This window comes from Candidatus Desulfovibrio trichonymphae (genome assembly GCF_002355955.1).
Classification (GTDB): Bacteria; Desulfobacterota; Desulfovibrionia; order Desulfovibrionales; family Desulfovibrionaceae; genus Desulfovibrio; species Desulfovibrio trichonymphae.
Genome location: NZ_AP017368.1, coordinates 678,554 through 702,248 on the forward strand (window position 1 = coordinate 678,554; position 23,695 = coordinate 702,248).

Consider the following 23,695-nt stretch of genomic DNA (forward strand, 5'->3'; position numbering starts at 1 on the left):
GTCACTGTTATTCCGTCGTGTCGTCAGGCAATGCGGCTGTCAGACTCAAATCCTTTGATTCGCCGTCCTGCCAGAGGGCAAGCTCATGACGGGCTTTTTCCAGTTGCTCCCTGCAAAAATGCGAGCACGCGGCGCCTTCCTTATATAAAGCCATACCTTTCTCTAGGGGCAAATCTTCAGTTTCGAGAGATTTGACAATTGCCTGGAGACGCGACATTTTTTTTTCAAAAAGATCTTCTGTTTTCTCGGTCATTTCAATACAACTCCTGAAATTGATACATATGAACGGCTTAAAACTCAGCGTGGTTTTACCGCGCGGACAACAGCAGTCAGCCGACCGTCTCCCAAGCGCACGTCTATTTCCCGGCCCGTCATAGTCTGTTTTATTGAGCGCAAAATATCTCCTTCTGACGTGAACGCAAGAGCATAGCCCCGCACAAGCGGCGCCGACGGATTGCAGACCTTAAGGGCAAGCGTCAGATAATTATACATGTTGATGCGGTTCTCAAGCAAAGTGGAGATATTGATGCGCAGCAAATGTAACTGTACCGCCAAATCAGATTCCGCGTTTGACAAAACACGCGCAAAGGCCCTGTGCAAAGCCGAAATCAGCAGATTGAGATGACCTGCGCTCCCCATAAGTTTTTGGGGGCTTGACGCGCCTTGTCGCGCCGTCTCAAGTTTCTCAAACGCATGCTGTTTGCTCATCAACCATTGTCTTATCGCGTGCTCAAGCGAGAGGGAAAGTCCTGCAAGACGTTCCACCAAACGTACATGGTATCGCGCGGGCGACAGCCAGTGCAATGCCTTCTCCTGTTCATGAAGACATCGTCCGGCAATATTGAGAAAGTTTGTCGTTGCCTGATGCAAACCGGCATTCGCCTCATCAAGGCGCTGCAACAGTTCAGCGCGCAACGGCCAGAGCATTTGCGCCGCATGGGACGGCGTTGCCGCCCGCACATCCGCTGTCAAATCCGTCAGTGTGACATCCACCTCATGCCCGATGCCGGCCAGCACCGGAATACGTGAGCGAAAAACTGCATCGACAACCGGTTCCTCATTGAATGCCCATAAGTCCTCCAACGAACCCCCACCGCGGATCAGTACAGCAACTTGAGCCCAATTCTGTGCGTCGGCAAGATGTAATGCGGCAACAATTTCCGACACAGCGGCATCGCCCTGCACCAACGACGGAAAAAGTCGAATCTGCGCCCCGGTGCCGCGGTCTTTGCCTAATCGCAGAAAATCGTGCAGCGCCGCCCCCGAAGGAGATGTGATCAGGGCAATACGTTTGGGATCATACGGCAACGGGCGTTTGCGTTCAAGCGCGAAATACCCGAGCATTGCAAGCTTGCGCTTGCGTGCTTCGAATGCCTGTGCGAGAAGACCTTGCCCGGCCTCCTGAGCCAGTTCAACAATCAACTGGTACTGTCCGCGGGCGGCGTAGACGCTTATTCGTCCGGCGCACAACATAGTCAGGCCGTCACGCAGTATGTCGGAGGGCGCCGGTTTTGGCGCGTCAAAAATCTCGCCCGTAAGCGGATCGAATATCTGTCCTTGCCGAAGATGGAGTTGTTGATTCAAAAACCAGACACACTGCAATTGGGCATCCTGATCCTTCAGGCTGAAATAGATGTTCCCTGATTGCGGACGCGAGAGATTGCTCACCTCACCACGCACCCAGACGAATGGGAACCGCCCTTCCAGGTTCTTGCGCAACTTTTCTGTAAGCTGCCGCACTGTCAGTATGCTGTCCTGCATATTCAACGAGCCTGCTGGCTCATCTGCAAACTGGAGCAGATTATTGCCGGGCATACAATGCTTCCCAGTGCTCCCGCACCTGCCTGGCCCATAAAGAAAAATTTTCACGCAAATTCTCTATGACGAGTTCACAGCGTTCACCGCTGCGACGATCTTTGCACTCCACAACACCGCGCGCCAAACCTTTATTGCCGAGCACAAGCTGCATAGGCGCGCCGAGCAGATCCGCATCCTTAAATTTTACACCGGGCCGTTCGTCCCTGTCGTCATACAGCACATCAATACCCATACTCCGCAGCAAGCTGTATATGTCTTCCGCAGTATCCGTCACTACGGCGTTATGTTGGTCAAGATTTATCAGAACGCACTCAAAGGGCGCCAGCGGAGGAGGGAACACAATGCCATACCGATCATGATTCTGTTCTATGGCTGCAGCGGCAATGCGTGACACGCCGATGCCGTAACATCCCATAATCATGAGTCGCTCACTACCGTTCTCGTCCAGAAAAGTCGCGTGCATCGCTTCGCTGTATTTCAGCCCGAGCATAAAAACATGTCCCACTTCAATTCCCTTGGTGAACGCTATCTTACCGCCGCAACGCGGGCAAATATCTTCCGCCGTTATGGCGCGCAAATCCGCAAAGGCCGCAACTCGAACATCGCGTCGCAGATCAACATGTGTATTGTGGGAGTCTGCTTCATTTGCGCCTGTTATGTAGTCAGTGGCCCCTTGTAATTCCAGATCGGCATAAATCGGCAAATTCAGCCCAACAGGACCTGCAAAACCACAAGACGCATTCGTGACTTTTTTCACAATATCGGGGCCTGCCAGATGTATAACTTTTGCGTCAAGCAGATTCTTGAGTTTTATCTCATTGGCTTCACGGTCGCCACGCACCAACACCGCCACCGGCGTGTTGTCGACAACAAAAATGAGGGTCTTGATAATTTTTGCGGGCGGCACGTTAAGCAGCGCCGCGACATCCGCCACAGTGCGCGCGCCGGGCATTCCTGTTTTTTCACACGGCAGGCAATCGCCCTGAACGGTCTCCCCCCTCCAGACAGCCTCGGCACGTTCCACATTTGCCGCATAATCACAACTGTGACAAAAAGCGATTGTGTCTTCACCTGTGTCCGCAACCACCATAAATTCATGGGAAAAATTGCCGCCGATGGAGCCGCTGTCAGCCTCTACCGCTCTGAATTTAAGGCCCAGACGCCTAAAAATTCTCATGTAGGCCTTAAACATCTTCTTGTAACTGCTTTCCGCTCCAGCGGCGTCCGCGTCAAAGGAATAGGCGTCTTTCATGATAAACTCACGGCCCCGCATCAGGCCGAAGCGTGGACGGATTTCGTCACGAAATTTTGTTTGGATCTGATAGAGGCGGATGGGCAATTGCCGGTAGGAGCGTACTTCACCGCGCACCATGTCGGTTATCACCTCTTCATGTGTTGGGCCCAGACAGTACTCCCGCTCATTGCGGTCTTTGAAACGCAGCAGTTCTTGGCCGTAATATTCCCAACGGCCTGTTTCTTTCCAGAGGTCAGCCGGCTGAACCATGGGCATCAGCAATTCCTGAAAAGCGGCGGCATTCATTTCTTCACGCACGATTGCTGAAATTTTATCCAGGATTTTAAGTCCCAACGGCAGGTAAATATAGATGCCTGAAGTCAGCCGACGCATCATGCCTGCCCGGAGCAAGAGCTTATGGCTTATAACTTCCGCATCAGATGGCGATTCCCTGAGGGTTGGGATATAACAGGAGCTATAGCGCATGACTGTTGTCCTTCTGTTCATTCAACAGAGTTTGCAGTTCTTCCATAAAAGCGTCCAGCAAGGCGTCTTGCCCCTTGACTGAACGTATTACCCTGCCTTTACGAAAAATGATGCCTTTGTCACGACCGCCAGCAAGACCAATATCTACTTCTCGCGCTTCTCCGGGACCGTTGACCACACAGCCCATAACAGCCACCTTGATAGACGCTGTCGATTCGGCAAGGCAATCCTCCACTGCGCGCACAAGCGCAAAAATGTCAATTTCTGTTCTGCCGCAGGTAGGGCAGGAAATAATTTCCGGGCCTCGCGATCTGAGGCCGAGCGAGCGCAAAATTTCCCAGGCGGCTATGATTTCTGCAGTCGGATCAGCCGTCAACGAAACCCGCAATGTATCGCCTATCCCTTCGTACAGCAGGATTCCCAACCCAACAGCAGATTTGACAGCTCCGCGCAACAGGCCGCCTGCTTCTGTAATGCCGATGTGCAGAGGGTAATCACACGATTTTGCCAGAAGACGGTACGCGGCAATAGTATCCGTCACGGAGGATGATTTGATCGAAATTTTGATTTCATAAAAACCACGCGCTTCCAGCAAATGAACATATCTGAGCGCGCTTTGCACCAAGGCCTCCGGGCAAGGCCTGCCGTATTTGCGCATCAGTGATTTTTCCAGAGAGCCGGAATTGACGCCCACACGAATAACGGCTTTATGCGCTTTGGCCGCGTCTATAACCTTGAATATCTGCGCCCTGGTACCGATATTGCCCGGATTGATGCGCAATCCCTCTACGCCGGCTTCCACTGCGGAGACCGCAAGGCGATAATCAAAATGGATATCTGCTATGATCGGCAGCACAACCTTTTGACGAATGTGAGCAAGCGCCGCTATGGCGGCATTGTCGGGCACCGCCAGACGCACGGCTTCACAGCCGAAAGCCTGCAGTCGTTCAATCTGGGCCAATGTGGACGGCACATCTCTGGTGTCTGTATTTGTCATGCTCTGAACCATAACAGGCGCGCCGCCCCCCACAACCAGGCTGCCGAGGTGAATGGCGCGGTTTTTTATTGTACACATAATTCCTGCCTCAACACATAGTTACAGGCAAACAGTTCAATATACATAAGCTATTATCAGACGCAAGCCAAGCGCATATCTCCATTATGCTCCCGGAACATGCACTGGTTGCTTACAATCATATTGCTTGCGTTACGTGTTCACGTCTTGCATCTGAAGCATTTTACGGTTATAGACGATTCATGTCGTTAAGCATAGGTATTGTCGGTTTGCCCAATGTCGGCAAGTCCACTCTGTTCAACGCACTCACCAAGGCTCAAAACGCTCAGGCAGCAAACTATCCCTTCTGCACTATTGAACCCAACAGGGCCACAGTAGCGGTGCCTGACGCACGCGTGGACGCTTTAACAGCCAAAGTGCTCCCTAAAAAAACAATTTACGCCAGGGTTGATTTTATAGATATTGCCGGTCTTGTGCGCGGAGCGAGCAAGGGGGAAGGCCTCGGCAACAAATTTTTGGCAACAATCCGTGAATGCCCGGCAATCGTCCATGTTGTGCGCTGTTTTCAGGATGACAACATAACCCATGTCGATGGTGCAGTTAATCCTCTGCGTGATGTGGAGACTATTGAAACAGAGCTGCTGCTGGCCGATTTTCAGAACGTAGAAAGACGTCTTGAAAAATTGCAAAAACTTGCAAAAGCCGACAAGGACGCCAGGATAACAGCTGACATGATGCAGGGCCTGTTGTTTTTTTTAAACGAAGGCAACTCTGCTGGAAATTTTGTACTGCCGGACAATGAGCTTTTCTTGTCTTCCTGGCGCGAATTGGGGCTGATTACCGCGAAACCTGTTATTTATTGCGCCAATATTGATGAACCATCCATTGCTGACGGCAACACTTTTGTGGAAACGCTGAGGAAATTTGCTGCAGAACGTGACGCTGGTTTTGCCTGTATCTGCGCAAAACTCGAAGAAGAACTTCAAGGAATGCCCGAGGACGAACAAAAGGAAATGCTGGCTTCTTACGGCATCATGGAAAGCGGATTAACCGGTATTATTCGCGCCGGCTATTCCAGGCTGGGGCTGTGCAGCTATTTTACTGCAGGGTCGGATGAAGTGCGCGCCTGGACCATCCAACAGGGCTGGAAGGCTCCACAAGCCGGCGGCGTGATTCATACGGATTTTGAACATGGCTTCATCAGAGCCGAAGTTATTTCCTACAATGACTACATGGAGCATGAAAGTGAAGCCGCATGCAGATCTGCCGGCCTCCTGCGCATTGAAGGCAAGGAATATACAGTGCATGACGGAGACGTGGTGCATTTTCTCTTCAATGTCTGATAGCCGGCACGGCGTTGCAGTCTATTAACGCCAGCGGTTCAGAAATGCGGCAGCGCTTTTTCCGGCATCCAGATGCGTGAGCAGAGCGCTGCCGAAAACCACTGCGTCCGGCTGAGCGTCATGCGGCAGCATCGTCAGCTGGGAGGGATCCCCCAGGCCAAAGCCTAACGCCAGCGGCACAGAAAAAACAGAACGCGCCCGGCGTATTACAAAAGCAATCTGCGGCGCCAAAGCGGTCCGCTCTCCTGTTGTTCCCATTACAGACACGACATACACGTAACCCTCGTTTTCTCCGGCGTACAGACGCATCCGCTTTTCGCCGGTATTGGGGCCTATCAGCGCGATCAACGCTATCCCCTGGTTTTTCAATGCAGCGCGTAAGGATACAGATTCTTCAAAAGGCATGTCCGGAATGATAAAACCATGAACACCGGCAGCGGCAGCGTCAACGGCCAGTTTTTCAAAGCCATACTGCAAAAAAGGATTTAAATAACCCATAAGCACGACACCCGCCTTGATCAGGCCCTTGCGTTCCTTCATCTCGGCCAGAATTTCACGCAAATGCACACCGTCGCTCAATGCCCTTTGCGATGCCTCCGCCACAACAGGACCATCCGCAACCGGGTCTGAAAACGGTACGCCGATTTCAATGATATCCGCGCCGTTATCATCCAGTTCCATGATTGTCGGCCAAAAACGTATTTTATCGGGAAAACCTGCTGTCAAAAAGGGAATCAGCGCAGTACGTCCGGCAGCCGCAGCCGAGCTGATTTTTTCTTCAAGCGTGTTCATGCGGTTCCTCTCTGTGCGGAAAGTTGCTGACAATCTCCATGTCTTTGTCGCCACGGCCTGACAGATTGACAACGACATGCGACCCGGGGGCAAATTTCTGCGGATGATCCAGCACCCAAGCCAGCGCGTGCGAGGATTCCAGCGCGGGCAGTATGCCCTCTGTTTTGCAGAGCCGATGAAACGCGGCGAGAGCATTGGCGTCTTTGACCATCCCGTAGTGCACGCGACCTGTCTTGTGCAGCCATGCGTGCTCAGGGCCGACGCCCGGATAATCAAGCCCGGCGGAAATGGAGTGTGACGGTTCTATCTGACCGTCATTGTTTTGCAGCAACATGGTATAATTGCCGTGCAGCACCCCCGGTGAACCCAGGTTAAGCGGAGCGGAATTGAAACAACCTGTTTCGCCGGTGCCGGCTGCTTCGACACCGATGAGGCGCACTGACGTCTCCTCCAGAAATGGATAAAATATTCCAATGGCGTTGGAGCCGCCGCCGACGCAGGCTACGACAGCATCTGGCAGCCTACCTGTTTTTTCAAATAATTGTGAACGCGTCTCCTGGCCGATTACACTTTGCAGCCGCCGCACGAGTGTAGGAAAAGGATGTGGTCCGGCTGCGGTGCCGAAACAGTAATGGGTTGTTTCCTGAGAAGAGATCCAAGCCCGCAGGGCTTCATTAATGGCGTCCTTAAGGGTGCGTGTGCCGTTTCGCACAGCGTGTACCTCAGCCCCCAAGAGTTTCATGCGCATAACATTGGGGGACTGTCGCGCAACGTCTTCGCTGCCCATATAAATAACGCAATCCATGCCCAGCCGTGCGGCGGCGGCGGCAGTGGCAACGCCGTGCTGGCCGGCGCCTGTCTCTGCGACAAGGGCTGTTTTTCCCATGCGTTTTGCCAGCAGCGCCTGACCCAGTGTATTGTTAATCTTATGAGCCCCGGTGTGCAGTAAATCTTCACGTTTGAGCCAAAGATGAAAGTCGGTCTCTTCTGAAAGACGGGCGCAATATGTCAAAGGTGTTGCACGTCCTGCGTAGTTGCCCAACAAATCTTCAAGTTCTGTTTGAAAGCCGGGTGTCGACAGGATATCACGCATTGCAGCCTCAACCTCTAAAAGAGGGGGCATAAGCAATTCCGGAACAAAACAGCCGCCGAATTCACCAAAATAACTTTCCTTCATACCCCGTCACCGCCATCGCTGTATGTTAGCGCTGCATATACGGCCGCGCGCATTTTTGCGGCATTTTTTACACCCGGCGCGTCTTCAATGCTGGAATTGAAATCCACGCCGTCCGGCTTGCACCGGCTGAGGGCATTATGCACATTTACGGCGTTAAGGCCCCCTGCCAACATCCAGGGATGCGGAGCGCGCAGGCCGGACAAATCCTGCCATTCCAAGCAATTGCCGCTGCCGCCGCCGAACAGTCCCGCATCCAGCAGATACATGGCACAGGAAGCTGCGTACTGTTGCAGCGCTTTGTGGAGTAACGCACGGTGGCAATGACGGTCAGGCCGGACAACTCGTATAACGCGTTGCGCCCCGACGGCAAGCGCGCATTCAACACTCTGTTCCCCGTGCAATTGCGCGAAATCGAGACAGGCCATATCCATGACGCGAAGAATTTCCTCTGCCTGCTGCTTTACAAAAACACCTACTCTAAGCATACTGTCGCTCCGCAGAGCAGCCGCCTGTACAGGCGTGACCCAACGTCTGCTTTGCGGATGAAAAATAAAGCCGCAAAAACGCACGTTGAGCTGTGAAGCAATATCAATATCTTCCTGACGTGTTATCCCGCAGATTTTAATCAGCATGATTATTCCTTCGCGCTGGGAAATCAATCTGCAAAATCGCACGCAACGCAACACCCGGTCTGCCCTGACGCATAAGCGCCGAACCTATCAGGACTGCATTGTAGCCTGCTTCTGCTGCCTGGACAAGGTGCTCCGCGCGGCTAATGCCGCTCGCGGCAATCCACAGTTCATTGTCCATCGGCGTGTTTTCTTCAGCCAATTGGCAACAGGAGATACGATCAACCTGAAGCGTGTCAAGATTTCTTGCATTCACCTGAATTATACGCGCTCCGCTTTCACGAGCGCGCCGCAGGTCTTCCTTATCAAACACCTCCACCACCGCCTGCATGCCGAATTTTTCGGCCTCTTCCCGCAATTGACGCAAAAACCGGACATCGGGCGTCAGTTTTACAATAATCAGTACGGCAGACGCCGGTGTTGCGGCGGTAGCCCGCACTTGAAGCAAATCGAAAATAAAATCTTTGCGAAGCAGCGGCAAGGGCTTTACTAAATCGTTTTGCACCGTTGCCGCACGTTTCAGAAAATTCATATTGCCGTGAAAATACATTTCTTCCGTCAGAACAGACAAAGCGGCGGCGCCTGCTGCGGCATACTGACGTGCTGCTTCTTCCACAGAAATCTTTTCGCAAATTACTCCATGCGAAGGAGATGCCCGTTTGTACTCTGCCACAATCGCAAGCGGGCGCCCATGTTGAGGCCGACGTAAGGCATCTGAAAAATCAGGTCGCGGTTCGCTGCAAATTTCCGGCAAAAAGCCCTGCTCTGCCGCTCGACGCAGACTTTCGACTTCTGCCAGCTTGGCTTTGTAAAACCGCTCAAGCCGCATGCAGTACCTTCCTGCCGACGCCGGAGACAACCGCTTCACGGGCGCAGGCCATGCACACGGACATATCCGGGCTTTCTTCCAAAAGATACAGAGACAGACCTACATTGAGCGTCACCATATCACGCATCGGCTGAGGACCATCCCCCATGAGCAGCTCTTTGAGGACAGTCACAGCCTGTTCCTTGTCAGTAACGGACAAATCTTCCGGGGTACACGGCGCGATGCCGTAATCCGCCGGGTTAAGCTCCATTGGGCTTACTGTGCCGTTATGCAAAATGGCGGCTTTTGCAGGTCCAATAGGGGTTATTTCATCATAATCGCCGGCTCCGCAAACAACCGCAGCACGATAGAGCGGGGATTGCAGGAGAGTCTGCGCTATCAGGGGAACCATTTCCTGTCTTGCAACGCCCATGAGCAAATGGCTTGGCCGGGCAGGATTGATCATGGGCCCGAGGATGTTGAAAAGTGTACGGAATCCAAGTTCCTTACGCAACGAGCCGATGTTTTTAAATGATGGATGATAACGCGGCGCGAACAGAAAGGCAAAATTGTTTTGTTGAAGCATTGTTGCCACAGAATCCGGACTGTTGTCCAAAGGTATGCCCAGAGCTTCCAGAGCATCAGCGCTGCCGCACTTTGAAGAGACCGCCCTGTTGCCGTGTTTTATCACTTTATATCCCATACCGGCCAAGACAAGAGATGTTGCTGTGGAACAATTAAAAGAAAAGCGTTTGTCGCCGCCGGTTCCAACAACGTCAATACAAGTTCCGGATATGCCGTCAACCCGCACAGCGCGTGAAAGAGCAGCACGCGTGGCGTGAGCAAGCTCCAGAACGCTTTCACCCTTCATACGCAGGCCCATTAAAAAACTCCCGGCTTGCGCCGACGTCATCTTCCCATCCATGAGCGCGGCAAAACCGGCGGACGCCATCTCCGCTGTGAGGTCTTCCCTTTTGCTCAATCGTTCAAGAATAACAGTAAGATCAGAGGAATCTGCAACGGCGTTGCACAGAACATGCGGGAAATTGCCCAACAGTCTCAAACCATCGGGCGTGAGTACAGACTCAGGGTGAAACTGCACCCCGACCCAAGGACGATCATTGAAACGCAAGGCCATTACTTCACCTTCAGGAGCGCGGGCCGTCACGGTAAAACGGGCATTGAAGACATCGTGATCAGACCGCACCACCAAAGAGTGATACCTGCCTACCGTCATCGGATTGGGCAAACCTGTGAACAGGCCTGTGCCGTCATGTACGATTTCACTTTGCTTGCCGTGCATGATACAGGGAGCCACATCCACTTTTGTGCCGGCAACCATGCCCAGCAACTGATGCCCAAGGCAGACGCCGAGCACCGGAACGCTCGGATCAAGACGTTTCAGAAATTCCAGACACAGGCCTGCATTCGCAGGATGACCGGGCCCCGGTGAGATACAAACCATAGAGAGATTCGGATCTGTCGCGACGCGCAGAATGGTCGGATCGTCATTGTAGAACACTACAGGGGATTGTCCCAAAACATAAAAGGCCTGCACCAGATTGTATGTGAAGGAATCGTAATTATCTATAATCAGAAACATATTCCTCATCCTCCGACCGTATGACCATACGCATGATGGCAGACTTATTACAAACTTCCTTCCATTCCAGCACAGGGTCAGAGTCGTGGACAATGCCTCCGCCGGATTGCCAGAAAAGCTCGCCGTTACGCGTCCACATACTGCGGATGGTGATGCCCATGTCCAGATTGACGCCTTCTTTACCAAGACCAATCCAGCCGATACAACCGGCATAAGGTCCTCTCGGCCGGCCCTCAATATCTCGAATGATTTCCATTGCGCGCACTTTAGGAGCGCCGGAAACTGTACCCGCAGGGAATGTCGCTCCGAGAACATCCAGCGCGTCCAATCCATCTGCAAGACGGGCGGTCACACGACTTGCCAGGTGCATAACATGGGAGAAGCGTTCAACCTCCATATATCGTTCAAGCTTGACGCTGCCGGGCCTCGCAATGCGACCGAGATCGTTTCGGCCCAAATCCACCAGCATTACATGCTCAGCGCGTTCTTTGGGGTCATCGCGCAGTTCAGCTGCAAGAAGCGCGTCTTCAATATCATCTTTGCCCCGTCTACGGGTTCCAGCGATCGGTGCTACCTGTAAGTAACCGTCAGTACAGCGCACCATGATCTCAGGCGAAGAACCGAAGAGCGTCAGTTCAGGAAAACACATAAAAAACATATAGGGCGAGGCGTTAAAACGCCGCATGCGGCGATACAGGCCAAAAGGGTGATCGGCAAAGGGCATTGAAAATCGAACAGAAGGCACAACCTGAATGGCCTCTCCCTGACGCAGCATCTCCTTAATGCGCACAACATAGTCTTTATAGCCAAGCTCATCCGGTTCCATACATACGGCGTCCGGATCAAACCCACTTTCGCTTTGCCAGCACGCAGGTAGTTCGGATTTTTTGGAATGCCTCTGCAAAGGGCCAGGGTTTGTAAGACTGATGTGACAAAGACGATTGTACAGATGATCAAATAACAGCACGACGCCGGGAAGTGCCAAGAGACAATCCGCCTCACCGGGCGGCATGATTGCTCCCAATCTGGCGTTAAACAGTCCGGCCATGCCAAAACCCATATACCCATAGAGAGATCTTGTGATATGAGGCAAATTTCGAATATTTGATGGCGGAATTATCAGCAGTTTCCCCATAAGTGCCCGCAGTCCCTCCACAAAAGGAAGCCCTTCAAAACGTTTTAAAGGCGCTGTGCGCTCATCTGAAACAGTGATGGCAAGTTTGCCTTCACGGCACGAAACAATTAAGGCCATCTCACAAGCCAAAACACTGTAACGCCCCCAGCGCCCGTCGACCTCGGCGCTCTCTAATAATATGCCGTTGCCCGTGCCCACAACATCCAAAAAAAGGCTGATAGGCGTGTCCATATCAGCAGACAGCCAACGTGCGGATTGTTGCAGCGTCAAGAGGGGAGGCAACACAGTATCTTCTTCCATCTCTGCCGTCCTTTTGTGTTAGACTTTACAAAAAAAACGCCGCCTCATTTGAGAGACGGCGCTTGAGCATATTGAAGGCACAGAAAATTATTGCCGCACGTCTCCCTTGCAGATATTCACACGCCGCCAAGCAGAAAAAGCAACATATGTCGTCAACGGGGGAAGAAACATACTGTCATCTACTACCATTTTAATCAGTAGCCAAGTCTTAAAACATTTTGCTGTTGAGAATATCCACCTGCTTTCAAATCACCCAATGTGTCAGCCGCAATAACTGACTTCAAAAGCAAAATATTTTTAAAAGGATACACTGAAGCGCCGCCATTGTCAAGACCATCGCACTTTCACATTTAAAATATGCAAATACTCCGGCGGCGGAACCGCCGCCCGCTCCAGGGGCGCAGGCAAAACCGTGTTTCGCCGTCAAGCACCGAAGGGAGCGTTCCAGAATGAATCAGCTCCAGGACAAAGTTTTTTGACAGGTCTATAATTCCAGTAACAGCCCTACCGGGCAATGGTCTGAGCCATAAACGTCGGACTCAATCCATGCGTCGCGAATATTTTGTTTGAGTTCGTCAGAGACAAAAAAATAATCTATACGCCAGCCGATGTTTTTCTCACGCGCTTTCGTTTTATATGACCACCAGGAATAATGCCCGCCCGCATCGCCATGGACATGCCGAAAAGTGTCCAGATATCCCAGTGCGATGAAACGATCCAAGAATGCGCGCTCCTGCGGCAGGAAGCCGGTATTTTTTATGTTCTGCCTGGGGCGCGCCAAGTCAACCGGCTCGTGCGCAATATTAAAATCTCCACAGACAACAATAGGTTTTGTTTGCCGACATTCTTCCAGATGCTTCAAGAATGTTTCAAAAAATGCCATCTTATAGGACAGCCGTCTGAAGCTCCCTGTCGGTCTGCCCTCTTCATCCAGTTCCTCTGCTCCTCCGTTAGGAAAGTAGCCGTTAAAAAAATGAAAATCAGGAAATTCCAAATGCAGGAGTCGCCCCTCACCCTGATATGCCTCATCAGGTAATTCCACCTGCACGTCAAGCGGCAGGTTTCTGCTGAAAACAGCGACACCGGAATAGCCTTTTTTAACATAACTCGAAGCCCAATACGACTCCCAACCTGCAGGCCTGATCAAATCGTCTGCGAGCTGATTGGGGTTTGCCTTGGTTTCCTGCAACGCAACCAGCTGCGCGTCTGTCTCGGAAAACCAGCACCAGTCCGGTTTGGCGGATATTGCACGCAGGCCGTTAACATTCCAGGAAATAAATTTAATGCGCCGCATATGCCGCTCTCCGAGAGCGATAAATCAAAAAAATTTCACCATGAAAATCACCCGTCCAAATGGGCATCCAAGAAGACCGATTTTGAAAGCGCATCGAAAAATTGCTGGTATATAATTGGGTCATCTATCACCTGGACGTTGTACTGGGCGTTTGCCCTCACCATCATCCTGTTGCCGCCTCTGGGGAAAATGTTAACTGTCATCCGCAGATTGTACCCTGAAAGTTTTGTTGCGCTGAGTGAGCCCAGTTCAAAGGATGCTTTGTCTATGACAAATCCCAAATCCTGAAGAGTTGCCATAGCGCTGTCCATCATTTTCTTCTTGTCCGTTGTTTCAAAATACCGTGTCTGCATTTGACGGATTTTAAGTTGGGATTCACCGCCTGTATCCATCACGCCCTGGCGCGCTGAAGCGACACAGCCGGTCACAAAAACAGCAAACAAAAAAAGTGGAAAAAATTTCTTCATATCTCGTGCGCCTCCAGAAAGACAGCCTGTGAAAGTTTGTCAAAAAAATCCTGATAAATAAGAGAATCTTTGATACCCTCTAATTTGGTCACTTGTCCGTGATCGTCAGAAATCATCCGTTGAAAAGTTATCCTTACAGCTGACCTTCCGTCCTTGCCTTTTTTACTGTCGCCTGGTTCAAGTTCCCGCATAACCAATGACGCCCTTATAACCTGATCTTTATCAACAGGTGTGGCGACACCGGTGAGAATGGCCAGAAAAATTGCCCCGGTTACTTGCCCTGCATTCACGGCGGAACGCGACTTCGAACCAACCAACAAACCAAGTTTATATTCGGCTTCGTCCAGATTAAATCCTAAGTCCTGATAAACTGCCGAGGCTGCTGACAGCATTGTTTCAAAATTTGTCGTTTCAAAACTACGGGTTTGCATTTGTCGGTCGGCAAGAGCTGTTGGGCTCAATGTCAGAGCATCCTTCGGAACCTTGGTGGCGCAAGAGGCAAGCATCAGCAAGGCACAGAGGAAGAGAAGATAAGTTTTTTTCATGGACTTCCCCTAGAAGCTGGACTGACGGTATGAAAAATCGCGCACTAGACCGGCATTATCGAACTTGATAATAATGGTCAGAGTCCGCTGACTTGTTGAGGCAGCACCGGATTGGGTTGAACCGCCAAGAACAAGACCAAGAATGCTTCCGCCATTGCCGCTCACACCGGCGCCGGCAGCACCGGCGCCGGCACCCATATTTGATGAAGAATAGACACGTTCAGTAGCTATTTTATCATACACCCAAGTCTCCCTGCGTTGTCCATCGGTCGTAACCATATTTGGAGAACCAAGGGTCGCCACTACAGCTGCGCCAGACATGCCGACACGGATTTCCCGCTGGACTGTCCCAACTGAAATTCTGTCTTTGGTATCGTCGCGAACAGCGTCACGGTGTTGCGATGCTGTGCATGCAGCAAGAAGTAATATGGCGAAAATCAAAACAAAAAAATTTCTCATTAAAATCTCTCCACCGTTGAACAACATGGAAATTTCTTAACATTAGCGAAAGATCAACCTGAAATCAAGCCAATAACAACGTGAAAATTGTGACTTGTTCAACGTCCCCCTCACTTTGAACATTTACGAGATGATGCCGAAATTCGGAGAACCTCCCTGCCGGCAAACTGGAAACCGTGTATCGTGTAGTTTCCGTTTTGGCAGAATGACAGGTGTTAGTCACCTGTCAGCAGCATCCCGTTCATATTGTGCAATAAGCCTTACCGGCTTGAAGTCCAGAATCGACGCGAGTTTGAACAGGGTAGCCATAGCGAAATTGTTTTCCGGTGATTACAGATTTCGCAATTCTTCCTCGGTATAGAGCACTGCCTGTTGCTCTGGACCGGCATATCCTCAAAATGCTCAATGATGGCATCAACAAGCGTTCAGACATATTCCTCCAACAAGTTTAACCCTTATTATACCGGAGATATATTCATATTTCCAGATATAATCTGGAAATTCATTCGATTGCCTGGGCAGGATGGTGGATCGCGCTTGTGCGCTCCGGCGACTATTGGTACAATCAACCGATATATCTGATTGCACGGAGTACAAGAAGTATGATGAGGAGAAGCATGGAGATACGTTTCCAAAATTTTGGCACGGAGCAGTGGAAGGCCGATATCCTGCTGGCCCCCCTTTGCGGGGGTGAGAATATACTTGAGCAATGTCCAGAGCTGGACGTTGCCGCGCCTTGGCTTGCCGTAACGCCGGGCATGCGCGACGTCACCGGCGGGCGGGAAGAGATTGCCCTGCTGCACGGCCATCCTGAGCTGCCCATTCCGCGTGTGCTAACTGTCGGCCTCGGTCCGCGCGAAAAACTGGACATGAATGTTTTTCGCAAAGCCGTAGCCGGCGCCGCGCGGCACTGCCGCAAGCTGGGTTTTACCTCTCTGCTGCTTCCTGAACCGGCGCTTGCGCGCCTGCCCGGCGGCCGTGAGCGTCTTGTGGAAGAGAGCGTGTGTGCGGCAAAGCTGGCCCTGTATCGTTATACGGCCATGAGAAAGCCGACGGCCGACGCCAGACACGATCCGCAGTGGTTGGCGCTGGGTTTTGACGGCAAATCCGAACAGGATTTTTTGCACGCCGCGGCGCGGCGCGGTGAAACCGCGGCCGACGCGGTGATACTTGCCCGCGATCTGGCGAACACGCCCGGCAATCTGCTTTCGCCTGCGGCGCTGGCCGCCAGAGCTGAAGAACTTGCCCGCGAATACGGCTTCACCTGCACTGTGCTGGACGAAACCCTGCTCGCCGGGAAGGGCCTTGGCGCCTTGCTGGCCGTGGGGCAGGGTTCGGCCGAACCGCCGCGTCTTGTCATCGTGGAACACGCGCCCTTGGGGCACGAGCAGGAAAAGCCGCTGATTTTGATCGGCAAGGGCGTCACTTTTGATTCCGGCGGCCTGTGCATCAAACCCGCTGCCCGCATGCACGAGATGAAATGCGACATGACGGGCGCGGCCGCGGTGCTTGCCGTTGTGGCCGCGCTGGCGCGCGAAGGCGTGCCGCGCAGGGTGCTGGCCCTTATGCCCTGTGCGGAAAACATGCCCGGCGGCGGAGCGATGCGGCCGGGCGATGTAGCGCGCGCGGCAAACGGCGACACGGTAGAGATTGTCAATACCGACGCGGAAGGCCGCCTCGCGCTGTGCGACGCGCTCGCTTACGCCCAGCAGGAGTGGACGCCTGCGGCGATCATAGACATCGCCACCCTCACCGGCGCGTGCGCCGTGGCGTTGGGCACGGGTATGGCCGGTCTTTTCTGCGACGATGCAACATTGGCCGAGCGCATACAGGCCTGCGGGGGAGTGTGCGGCGAACATTTCTGGCCCCTGCCGCTCTGGAAACCCTATGAGGAATACCTCAAAAGCGAAGTAGCGGATATCAGCCACACAGGCCCAAAGGAAGGCGGGGCTATAACCGCCGCGCTTTTTTTGCGTCATTTCGTATCTGACGGCGTGCGGTGGGCGCATCTGGACATTGCCGGCGCGGACTGGGCGGACAGGGAAACGCCGCTCTGCGCCAAAGGCTCATCGGGCTTTGGCGTGCGCACCCTGCTGGAACTGGCAAGATCAGTATAAGAAAGCAAGTTGAATCAGCGGCCGTCCGTTATGAACGGCGTGTTTTTTGGAGGAAACATTGTGAAAGTGTATCTTGTGGGCGCGGGGCCTGGGGATCCCGGCCTTCTGACCCTCAAGGGGCGGGACGCGCTGGCCTGTGCGGACGTGGTGGTGTACGACGAGCTGGCCTGTGACGGCCTGTTGTCATATGCCAAACCCGGCGCGGAGCTTGTGTATGTTGGCAAGGTGGCCGGAGACCATGCCCTGCCGCAGCACAAAATCAACGCCCTGCTGGTTGAAAAGGCCAAAAAGGGAAAGGTGGTCACGCGCCTGAAAGGCGGCGACCCCTATGTTTTCGGGCGAGGCGGCGAAGAAGCCGAAGTGCTGGCAAAAGCCGGCGTGCCCTTTGAGGAAGTGCCGGGCATAAGCAGCGCCATAGCGGCGCCGGCGTATGCGGGCATTCCCGTGACGCACCGCGATTTCGCCTCTTCCGTGACCATTGTCACCGGCCATGAAAATCCGGACAAGGGCTCGGCCGCGCACAACTGGTCCGCCATTGCCGCAAGCGCCTCCACACTGGTCTTTGTGATGGGCGTGAAAAATCTGCCGCATATCGTGAAGAATCTGCTTGCCGTCGGCATGGATCCACAAATCCCAGCAGCTGTCGTGTACAGGGGCACAACTCCCCGGCAGAGAAGCCTTGCCTGTCCGCTGGCGGATTTGCCGGGCGCCGTGCGGAAGGCGGGTTTTACAAATCCTTCGGTGATTGTGGTGGGCAGGGTGGCTGAACTGCGCGGGAGGCTCAACTGGTTTGAGCACAAACCGTTGTTCGGCAGAAGTATGGTGGTGACGCGCGCCTGCGAACAGGCGAGCGGGCTTGCCGATGCGCTGGGCAGCCTGGGTGCGGAAGTCATACAGTTTCCTACTATTGCAATACGTCCCACGCCAGACTTCACGGAGATGGACGCGGCAGTGGCCCGGCTGTCCGAGTACGGCTGGGTGATTTTTACTTCAATGAACGGCGTGCGGCATTTTTTTATGCGGCTTGCCGCTGCAGGTAAAGACAGCCGTGCCCTGGCGGGCTGCAAGGTGGCGGCCATAGGCCCCGCAACGGCCATTGCCCTAGCGGGTTGCGGCATAACGGCTGATTTTGTGCCAAAACACTATGTGGCTGAAGGTGTGCTGAAGGGTCTGCATACTGCAACGAGCGGTTCGCTTGCCGGCGTGCGTATTCTGCTGCCGTGCGCGGCAAAATCCCGTGACGTGCTGCCCAAAGAACTCGCCAAAGCGGGCGCGCTGGTTGACATGGCAAAAGCCTATATAACCCTGCCCGCAGCAAGCCGCAAAGACGAGATGCTAGCACGCATTAAGATAGGCGCGCTTGACTGTGTGACCTTTGCTTCTTCCTCCACGGTGGAGAATTTTCTGGCCCTGATTCCGGCGGAGCTTTTGAAAAAACATCCGGAAATCCGTCTTGCCGCCATAGGGCCTGTGACGAAAAAAACACTGCAGAAGCATGGGCTTGATTGCCATATCTCGCCCGCGGAGTACACCATTCCGGCACTGGTTGAGGCGGTGAAGCAATATTATTCGGCGCTGTAAGCTGAATCCGCGCCAAGTTGCGGTCACAGGATAATTTTTAATATTTTTTTGTACAGATTCAGGCTGCAACGCCGCAATGAGCCAAAGGACATTATGCCCCTGAATATCGCCATACTCGCCTCCGGCAACGGCTCCAACGCCCAAGCCATGATGGACAAAGCCGCCGCAGGAACGCTTGACGTGAACATACGCCTTGTCGTAAGCAACAGACAGGGTGCCGGCGTGCTTGATCGCGCCCGCAAGGTCGGTTTGCCGCACCTTGTGCTTGACCACACAGCCTGGTCGGACCGCGCGGCCTATGACGGCGCGCTTGCCGAAGTTCTGCGGAAAAGCGGAGCGGAGGTCATCGCGCTCGCGGGATATATGCGCCTTTTGTCGCCCTGTTTCCTCAAAGCCTTTGAGGGACGCGTCATCAACATTCATCCAGCGCTGTTGCCGAGTTTTGCCGGACTGCACGGCGGCGCTGACGCTCTGGCGTACGGGGTGTCCATTTCCGGTTGTACCGTGCACTTTGTGGAAGAACAGATGGACAGCGGCCCTGTTATCATTCAAGCTGCGGTGCCGGTGAACGCGGGAGAAGATATTGAGTGCCTGATGGAGCGCCTGCACGCCATGGAACACCGCATTTACCCACAAGCCCTGCAATGGCTGGCGCAGGGGCGCATTACGCGAGCTGGCAGGCAGGTCTTTCTTGCGCCGGGCAACGAGCGGCGCGTCAGATCCGACGGAGACTGGTTCGTCTGGCCGCCCTTGGAAGAAAATTTTTGACGGCGCGTCAGAAAAAGAATTGTTCCCGCATGAGGAAGCGGCAGGTTGACTCGACGGCAACGATTATGAAGGTCTGTCTCCGGCCCCCCGCTGTTTTATCTAATGACCTGTAATGCCATATTTTTTCAACTTGTACTGCAGGAGACTTTTGGAGATGCCCAGATATTCTGCTGCCTTCACCTGCACAAGTTCGGCTCGCACCAGGGCGCGGCGTATGAGCGCGGCCTCAATTTTTTCCAGCGTGCCGGCCAGATCCAGCTGTACCGGCAGTAAATCAACAGCGCTTTTAAATTGCGCCTCTTCGTCGCGAATATCTGGCGGGAGGTCGTCCACGCTGATAACCGGCCCCGGCACAAGCACAAGGCAGCTCTCCACCACATTTTCCAGCTGGCGGATATTGCCCGGCCACTCATAACCTGTGAGATAATTGAGGGCTTCGGTGCTGAAAGACTTTGACGGCATACTGTTTTCTGAAATAACTTTTTCAACAAACCAAGCCACTAGGGAAGGAATGTCTTCCCTCCGTTCGCGTAGCGACGGCAGGGGAATCTGCACCACATTCAGGCGATAGTGCAGATCGTCGCGAAGCAGGCCATTTGTCACAAGCTCCGCAATATCCTTGTTGGTGGCCGCCACAACGCGAATATCCACATCAACGGGCTCACTGCCGCCGACGCGCTCGAAACGCCGCTCCTGCAGCACACGCAGAAGCTTGACCTGCAAGTCCTGCGTCAGTTCGCCAATTTCGTCCAAAAACAGCGTGCCGCCGTCCGCTTGTTCAAAACGTCCCCGGCGCATGGCCACCGCACCGGTGAAAGAACCTTTTTCATGGCCAAAAAGCTCGCTTTCAAGCACGCCCGCGTTCAAAGCCATGCAGTTGACGGAAACAAAGGGTTTGTCCTTGCGGTGGCTTGAATAATGAATGGCGCGCGCCACCAGCTCCTTGCCGGTGCCGGATTCGCCCGTGATCAGCACGGTGGAACGGCTCGGCGCCGCGCGGTCGACCATCACGAGCACATCACGTATGGCCCTGCTGCGCCCCACAATTTTGTGCACGCCGTACCTGTCTTCCATGGCTTCCTGCAGAAGACGGTATTGCCGGTGCACTCGCGAAAGCTCGACCGCGTTGTGAATGGAGAGCAAAAGCTCATCATTGGAAAAAGGCTTTGTGATATAATCAAAGGCCCCGTGTTTCATGACCTCCACAGCGCTTTCAATGGAGCCGAAGGCAGTCATGATCAGCACGGGAATGTGGATCCACTTTTTTTTGGCCCTTTGCAGCACATCCCGGCCTGTGACCTTCGGCATTTTCATGTCTGTAACAACAACGTCCACCTCGCTCTCGTCCAGAAAGGCCAGCGCGGTTTCCGGGTCGCTGATGGCGGTGACCACATACCCGGCGTCTTCCAGCAGAGTCTGCAACACCAGAAGATAATTTTTTTCGTCGTCCATGATAAGGACGTGCGATCGTTCACTCATTATACCGGTACGGCTCCTTTTCCATTTCCATTCTCACACAACGGGCGGACAAAAGGCAGCGCTGGCGGCCCCACTGCCAAGGCGGCCTGCTCGTCTGCACAAGTTCCACAAGGCCTTTTTTTCACAACGGCCTGATGTTCCTGAACATACCACCGAAGCCACAACGAACAGGAACAGCGGGGGGGAAAGACAGGCCGGAGGCATGGCGCTCCCCCACGTTTGTAAATAATGCCCGCGTACGGCACGCTTGTCAAAAGCGCGGGCGGTCAACCCCAAGGCAGACACATCTAAAAAGTCTATAGGAGGTCTGGCGTCTGCGGCGTCACAAAAAATCCGGCGAAGAAGCCGCCTTGCCGCCCGCCAGCATGGTGCGCAGATACTGCAGTCCGTGTTCGTCCACAGGGATAATGGGAAAGGCCAGTGAGCAAGCGTCACACGCGGCCATTTTGGGTTCCGTGGGGTTGATCAGCGGCACGTGTTTGCCGCAGTGCGGACACCGGTAAAAAAAGATGATTTCCATGCCGTCCGGAGGCACAGGAGTAAGCGGTCTGAGTTTTCCAGACATATTTGCCTCAATCTGTCATGATGTGATAACGGGTTTCCATAATCCACCCGATGGCGGACATGCAGCGGTTCGCCGTTTACCCGACGGCAGTCAGATTCTGACCTGTCATGGACGGGGCGTCAATGCCCCAGAGCGCCAGCAGGGTGGGCGCCACGTCGGCCAGCCTGCCGTCGGCAAGGCGTGTGATGGATCCGCCGGGCTCCAGCAGAATGCAAGGAACGGGATTGGTAGTGTGTGCCGTCTGTGGGCGGCCGTCTTTTGTAAGCATGGTTTCGCAATTGCCGTGGTCGGCGATAATGAACATACGCCCGCCGCGCGCCCGCACGGCTGACGCCATGCGTCCCACGCACTCGTCCACAACGCTGCAGGCTTCAATGACGGCCGGCAGCACGCCGGTGTGTCCAACCATGTCGCCGTTGGCCAGATTGCAGACCACAAGGTCATAAATGCCTTTGTTCCAAGCTGTTACAAAAGCGTCTGTCACAGCGCGGGCGCTCATGGCCGGCTTCAGATCATACGTGGACACGTCACGCGGTGAGTCAATGAGAATGCGGTCTTCTCCGTCAAAGGGATCTTCCAGCCCGCCGTTGAAAAAATAGGTAACATGGGCATATTTTTCCGTTTCCGCAAGACGCAGCTGGCGCAGACCGCATTGCGAAAGCGTTTCGCCAAGACCCAGTCGTATCACATCCTTGGGAAAAGCGGCGGGTAGAAAAAAACGCTCATCGTATGCCGTCATGGAAGCCGTCCCGGACAGCACGGGCACACGGCCCCGATCAAAGGCCGCAAAGTCCGGCGTAATAAAGGCTTCCGTCAGCTCACGCATGCGGTCTGCCCGAAAATTGAAAAAAAAGACGGCATCGCCATCAGCCATGCCCGACTCATCGCCCGTGTCAAAACACATGGGTTTAATAAATTCATCTGTAATATCAGAATGATAAGATATCTCAAGCGCGTGCGCAGGATTCTGCGCCGGCTCTCCCGCGCCATGTGCCAGCAAATTCCACGCAATGGAGACGCGTTCCCAGCGCTTGTCACGGTCCATGGCATAAAAACGCCCCACTATGTCGGCAATGCGCACATTGTCAAGCGGCGTAATATGCGCCTCAAGGTCGCGCATAAAGTTGGCGCCGCTTTGGGGGTCTGTGTCGCGGCCGTCTGTCACGCAGTGCACGCGCACAGGCATGCCGACTTCAGCTGCCAATGTGCACAAGGCTTTGAGATGCCGGATATGGCTGTGCACGCCGCCGTCGGAAAGCAGGCCGACCAGATGCAGCCTGCCGCCGCTACGCACAACGTCGGCAAACAAATTGTTCAGTACCGGATTGGCGGCAAGGGAGCCGTCTTCCAGTGCGAATTCAATACGCGTCATGTCCTGATAGACCACACGGCCTGCGCCGATGTTCAGATGGCCGACTTCAGAATTGCCCATATATCCTCTGGGCAGGCCCACATCAAGGCTGGAAGCGGCAAGACGGGAATGCGGGCATTGTGCCGAGAGCACATCTAGATGAGACGTGTCGGCAAGGGATATTGCATTGCCGGGTCCGGGCGGGGCAATGCCCCAGCCGTCGAGAATCAGAAGCAGTGCGGGAGTCATGTTGTTGACTCTTTGACGAAGCCCCAGAGGGATTCCAGGTGGTAAAGATCCCGCACGGGCTCAAGAAAAATATTCAGCACAATATCGTTCAAATCCACCAGAATCCACCGGCCGACCACATAGCCTTCCGCGCGCAGAAATTCCCAGGAGCGTTCATGGCACAAGGCGGCGATATCGTCCGCCAGGCTTCTCGCGTGCCGCGCGGAATTTGCGGTAAGCACAACAAGCGATTCGGTAAAAAAGCCTTGTTCCGCAAGATCAAGGCAGACAATGCGTTCCGCTTTGCGTTCTTCAAGCAGACGTTTCAGGTCGTCCAGTTTCTCCGCCGGAGTCGTTGTCCGCTTTTGCGGCAGTGTTGCTTCCATGTCTTGCCTTTATACCAAAGCAGAAGGAAGAGCAATGCGCTTTGTATACTTTGATTTGTGGACGATATTTTGTATTTTTTGTACACTGCTGCCCAGTTAAGCTGGCAGGGATAAC

22 protein-coding genes are annotated in these 23,695 nt (G+C 53.7%); 4 read left to right on the top strand and 18 right to left on the bottom strand.

What is annotated here, in order from left to right; translation table 11 throughout:
* Positions 1 to 7: 7 nt before the first annotated feature.
* From xseB to ispG, 4 genes are read right to left on the bottom strand one after another with little or no spacing between them, the layout of a single operon-like run.
* Positions 8 to 253, bottom strand: coding sequence for an exodeoxyribonuclease VII small subunit (gene xseB, locus RSDT_RS03305; RefSeq protein WP_096399549.1), 246 nt, complete (start codon positions 251 to 253; stop codon positions 8 to 10).
* 44 nt (positions 254 to 297) lie between these two features.
* Positions 298 to 1,815: an exodeoxyribonuclease VII large subunit gene (gene xseA, locus RSDT_RS03310; RefSeq protein WP_231941914.1), complete on the bottom strand. Its 1,518-nt coding sequence runs from the start codon at positions 1,813 to 1,815 to the stop codon at positions 298 to 300.
* The gene (locus tag RSDT_RS03315) at positions 1,802 to 3,538 is read right to left on the bottom strand and encodes a proline--tRNA ligase (RefSeq protein WP_096399550.1); all 1,737 of its coding nucleotides are present in this window, start codon (positions 3,536 to 3,538) and stop codon (positions 1,802 to 1,804) included. Before RSDT_RS03315 ends, xseA begins: the two co-directional genes overlap by 14 nt.
* Positions 3,528 to 4,613 carry a flavodoxin-dependent (E)-4-hydroxy-3-methylbut-2-enyl-diphosphate synthase gene (ispG, locus tag RSDT_RS03320; protein WP_096399551.1) on the bottom strand — a complete coding sequence of 362 codons (1,086 nt, stop codon included), beginning with the start codon at positions 4,611 to 4,613 and terminating at the stop codon, positions 3,528 to 3,530. The genes RSDT_RS03315 and ispG overlap by 11 nt, the downstream gene beginning before the upstream one ends.
* A 182-nt stretch (positions 4,614 to 4,795) precedes the next feature.
* On the opposite strand from ispG, the gene ychF reads away from it, so the two are divergent.
* Positions 4,796 to 5,896, top strand: coding sequence for a redox-regulated ATPase YchF (ychF, locus tag RSDT_RS03325; RefSeq protein WP_096399552.1), 1,101 nt, complete (start codon positions 4,796 to 4,798; stop codon positions 5,894 to 5,896).
* A gap of 24 nt (positions 5,897 to 5,920) precedes the next feature.
* Here the strand turns inward: ychF and trpA are convergent, their stop codons facing one another.
* The 10 genes from trpA to RSDT_RS03375 all read right to left on the bottom strand — a co-directional run bounded on the left by trpA (position 5,921) and on the right by RSDT_RS03375 (position 15,132).
* A complete protein-coding gene (gene trpA / locus RSDT_RS03330) occupies positions 5,921 to 6,688 on the bottom strand; it encodes a tryptophan synthase subunit alpha (RefSeq protein WP_096399553.1) in 768 nt (255 codons plus the stop codon).
* Positions 6,675 to 7,865, bottom strand: coding sequence for a tryptophan synthase subunit beta (gene trpB, locus RSDT_RS03335; protein ID WP_096399554.1), 1,191 nt, complete (start codon positions 7,863 to 7,865; stop codon positions 6,675 to 6,677). Before trpB ends, trpA begins: the two co-directional genes overlap by 14 nt.
* On the bottom strand, positions 7,862 to 8,497 hold the full coding sequence (locus RSDT_RS03340) for a phosphoribosylanthranilate isomerase (protein WP_096399555.1): 636 nt from the start codon (positions 8,495 to 8,497) through the stop codon (positions 7,862 to 7,864). Before RSDT_RS03340 ends, trpB begins: the two co-directional genes overlap by 4 nt.
* The gene (locus RSDT_RS03345) at positions 8,487 to 9,323 is read right to left on the bottom strand and encodes an indole-3-glycerol-phosphate synthase (protein ID WP_096399556.1); all 837 of its coding nucleotides are present in this window, start codon (positions 9,321 to 9,323) and stop codon (positions 8,487 to 8,489) included. The genes RSDT_RS03340 and RSDT_RS03345 overlap by 11 nt, the downstream gene beginning before the upstream one ends.
* Positions 9,313 to 10,905, bottom strand: coding sequence for an anthranilate phosphoribosyltransferase (gene trpD / locus RSDT_RS03350; RefSeq protein ID WP_096399557.1), 1,593 nt, complete (start codon positions 10,903 to 10,905; stop codon positions 9,313 to 9,315). The genes RSDT_RS03345 and trpD overlap by 11 nt, the downstream gene beginning before the upstream one ends.
* Entirely contained in the window at positions 10,886 to 12,340 is a 1,455-nt protein-coding gene (locus tag RSDT_RS03355) for an anthranilate synthase component I family protein (protein ID WP_096399558.1), read from the bottom strand. The genes trpD and RSDT_RS03355 overlap by 20 nt, the downstream gene beginning before the upstream one ends.
* A gap of 484 nt (positions 12,341 to 12,824) precedes the next feature.
* Positions 12,825 to 13,634: an exodeoxyribonuclease III gene (gene xth, locus RSDT_RS03360; RefSeq protein WP_096399559.1), complete on the bottom strand. Its 810-nt coding sequence runs from the start codon at positions 13,632 to 13,634 to the stop codon at positions 12,825 to 12,827.
* Between the two features lie 47 nt (positions 13,635 to 13,681).
* Positions 13,682 to 14,101 (bottom strand): hypothetical protein, encoded by a 420-nt coding sequence (locus RSDT_RS03365; protein ID WP_096399560.1) that lies wholly within the window; start codon positions 14,099 to 14,101, stop codon positions 13,682 to 13,684.
* Entirely contained in the window at positions 14,098 to 14,646 is a 549-nt protein-coding gene (locus RSDT_RS03370) for a hypothetical protein (RefSeq protein ID WP_096399561.1), read from the bottom strand. The genes RSDT_RS03365 and RSDT_RS03370 overlap by 4 nt, the downstream gene beginning before the upstream one ends.
* 9 nt (positions 14,647 to 14,655) lie before the next feature.
* Positions 14,656 to 15,132 (bottom strand): hypothetical protein, encoded by a 477-nt coding sequence (locus RSDT_RS03375; RefSeq protein ID WP_197702131.1) that lies wholly within the window; start codon positions 15,130 to 15,132, stop codon positions 14,656 to 14,658.
* Between the two features lie 590 nt (positions 15,133 to 15,722).
* Between RSDT_RS03375 and RSDT_RS03380 the strand changes: the two genes are divergently transcribed.
* The 3 genes from RSDT_RS03380 to purN all read left to right on the top strand — a co-directional run bounded on the left by RSDT_RS03380 (position 15,723) and on the right by purN (position 19,571).
* Positions 15,723 to 17,222 (top strand): leucyl aminopeptidase, encoded by a 1,500-nt coding sequence (locus tag RSDT_RS03380; protein ID WP_096399563.1) that lies wholly within the window; start codon positions 15,723 to 15,725, stop codon positions 17,220 to 17,222.
* Positions 17,223 to 17,282: 60 nt separating this feature from the next.
* On the top strand, positions 17,283 to 18,803 hold the full coding sequence (cobA, locus tag RSDT_RS03385; RefSeq protein ID WP_096400476.1) for a uroporphyrinogen-III C-methyltransferase: 1,521 nt from the start codon (positions 17,283 to 17,285) through the stop codon (positions 18,801 to 18,803).
* Between the two features lie 93 nt (positions 18,804 to 18,896).
* Positions 18,897 to 19,571: a phosphoribosylglycinamide formyltransferase gene (purN, locus tag RSDT_RS03390; protein ID WP_096400478.1), complete on the top strand. Its 675-nt coding sequence runs from the start codon at positions 18,897 to 18,899 to the stop codon at positions 19,569 to 19,571.
* 99 nt (positions 19,572 to 19,670) lie between these two features.
* Here purN and RSDT_RS03395 read toward each other — a convergent pair whose 3' ends face one another.
* The 4 genes from RSDT_RS03395 to rsfS form a co-directional block, all read right to left on the bottom strand.
* Positions 19,671 to 21,050 carry a sigma-54-dependent transcriptional regulator gene (locus RSDT_RS03395; RefSeq protein WP_096399564.1) on the bottom strand — a complete coding sequence of 460 codons (1,380 nt, stop codon included), beginning with the start codon at positions 21,048 to 21,050 and terminating at the stop codon, positions 19,671 to 19,673.
* Positions 21,051 to 21,372: 322 nt separating this feature from the next.
* Entirely contained in the window at positions 21,373 to 21,615 is a 243-nt protein-coding gene (locus RSDT_RS03400) for a hypothetical protein (protein ID WP_096399565.1), read from the bottom strand.
* A gap of 76 nt (positions 21,616 to 21,691) precedes the next feature.
* On the bottom strand, positions 21,692 to 23,215 hold the full coding sequence (gene gpmI / locus RSDT_RS03405; protein WP_096399566.1) for a 2,3-bisphosphoglycerate-independent phosphoglycerate mutase: 1,524 nt from the start codon (positions 23,213 to 23,215) through the stop codon (positions 21,692 to 21,694).
* Positions 23,212 to 23,580 (bottom strand): ribosome silencing factor, encoded by a 369-nt coding sequence (rsfS, locus tag RSDT_RS03410; RefSeq protein ID WP_096399567.1) that lies wholly within the window; start codon positions 23,578 to 23,580, stop codon positions 23,212 to 23,214. Before rsfS ends, gpmI begins: the two co-directional genes overlap by 4 nt.
* Between the last annotated feature and the right edge of the window lie 115 nt (positions 23,581 to 23,695).

What these genes read in the sequence shown, in the direction of transcription:
- RSDT_RS03340 (WP_096399555.1), bottom strand. Translation starts at nt 8,497, where the DNA reads ATGCTGATTAAAATCTGCGGGATAACACGTCAGGAAGATATTGATATT.
- xseA (WP_231941914.1), bottom strand. Translation starts at nt 1,815, where the DNA reads ATGCCCGGCAATAATCTGCTCCAGTTTGCAGATGAGCCAGCAGGCTCG.
- RSDT_RS03375 (WP_197702131.1), bottom strand. Translation starts at nt 15,132, where the DNA reads ATGTTGTTCAACGGTGGAGAGATTTTAATGAGAAATTTTTTTGTTTTG.
- purN (WP_096400478.1), top strand. Translation starts at nt 18,897, where the DNA reads ATGCCCCTGAATATCGCCATACTCGCCTCCGGCAACGGCTCCAACGCC.
- trpA (WP_096399553.1), bottom strand. Translation starts at nt 6,688, where the DNA reads ATGAACACGCTTGAAGAAAAAATCAGCTCGGCTGCGGCTGCCGGACGT.
- xseB (WP_096399549.1), bottom strand. Translation starts at nt 253, where the DNA reads ATGACCGAGAAAACAGAAGATCTTTTTGAAAAAAAAATGTCGCGTCTC.
- ispG (WP_096399551.1), bottom strand. Translation starts at nt 4,613, where the DNA reads ATGTGTACAATAAAAAACCGCGCCATTCACCTCGGCAGCCTGGTTGTG.
- rsfS (WP_096399567.1), bottom strand. Translation starts at nt 23,580, where the DNA reads ATGGAAGCAACACTGCCGCAAAAGCGGACAACGACTCCGGCGGAGAAA.
- RSDT_RS03400 (WP_096399565.1), bottom strand. Translation starts at nt 21,615, where the DNA reads ATGTCTGGAAAACTCAGACCGCTTACTCCTGTGCCTCCGGACGGCATG.
- RSDT_RS03345 (WP_096399556.1), bottom strand. Translation starts at nt 9,323, where the DNA reads ATGCGGCTTGAGCGGTTTTACAAAGCCAAGCTGGCAGAAGTCGAAAGT.
- RSDT_RS03355 (WP_096399558.1), bottom strand. Translation starts at nt 12,340, where the DNA reads ATGGAAGAAGATACTGTGTTGCCTCCCCTCTTGACGCTGCAACAATCC.
- gpmI (WP_096399566.1), bottom strand. Translation starts at nt 23,215, where the DNA reads ATGACTCCCGCACTGCTTCTGATTCTCGACGGCTGGGGCATTGCCCCG.
- RSDT_RS03365 (WP_096399560.1), bottom strand. Translation starts at nt 14,101, where the DNA reads ATGAAGAAATTTTTTCCACTTTTTTTGTTTGCTGTTTTTGTGACCGGC.
- trpB (WP_096399554.1), bottom strand. Translation starts at nt 7,865, where the DNA reads ATGAAGGAAAGTTATTTTGGTGAATTCGGCGGCTGTTTTGTTCCGGAA.
- xth (WP_096399559.1), bottom strand. Translation starts at nt 13,634, where the DNA reads ATGCGGCGCATTAAATTTATTTCCTGGAATGTTAACGGCCTGCGTGCA.
- RSDT_RS03315 (WP_096399550.1), bottom strand. Translation starts at nt 3,538, where the DNA reads ATGCGCTATAGCTCCTGTTATATCCCAACCCTCAGGGAATCGCCATCT.
- ychF (WP_096399552.1), top strand. Translation starts at nt 4,796, where the DNA reads ATGTCGTTAAGCATAGGTATTGTCGGTTTGCCCAATGTCGGCAAGTCC.
- RSDT_RS03395 (WP_096399564.1), bottom strand. Translation starts at nt 21,050, where the DNA reads ATGAGTGAACGATCGCACGTCCTTATCATGGACGACGAAAAAAATTAT.
- trpD (WP_096399557.1), bottom strand. Translation starts at nt 10,905, where the DNA reads ATGTTTCTGATTATAGATAATTACGATTCCTTCACATACAATCTGGTG.
- RSDT_RS03370 (WP_096399561.1), bottom strand. Translation starts at nt 14,646, where the DNA reads ATGAAAAAAACTTATCTTCTCTTCCTCTGTGCCTTGCTGATGCTTGCC.
- RSDT_RS03380 (WP_096399563.1), top strand. Translation starts at nt 15,723, where the DNA reads ATGGAGATACGTTTCCAAAATTTTGGCACGGAGCAGTGGAAGGCCGAT.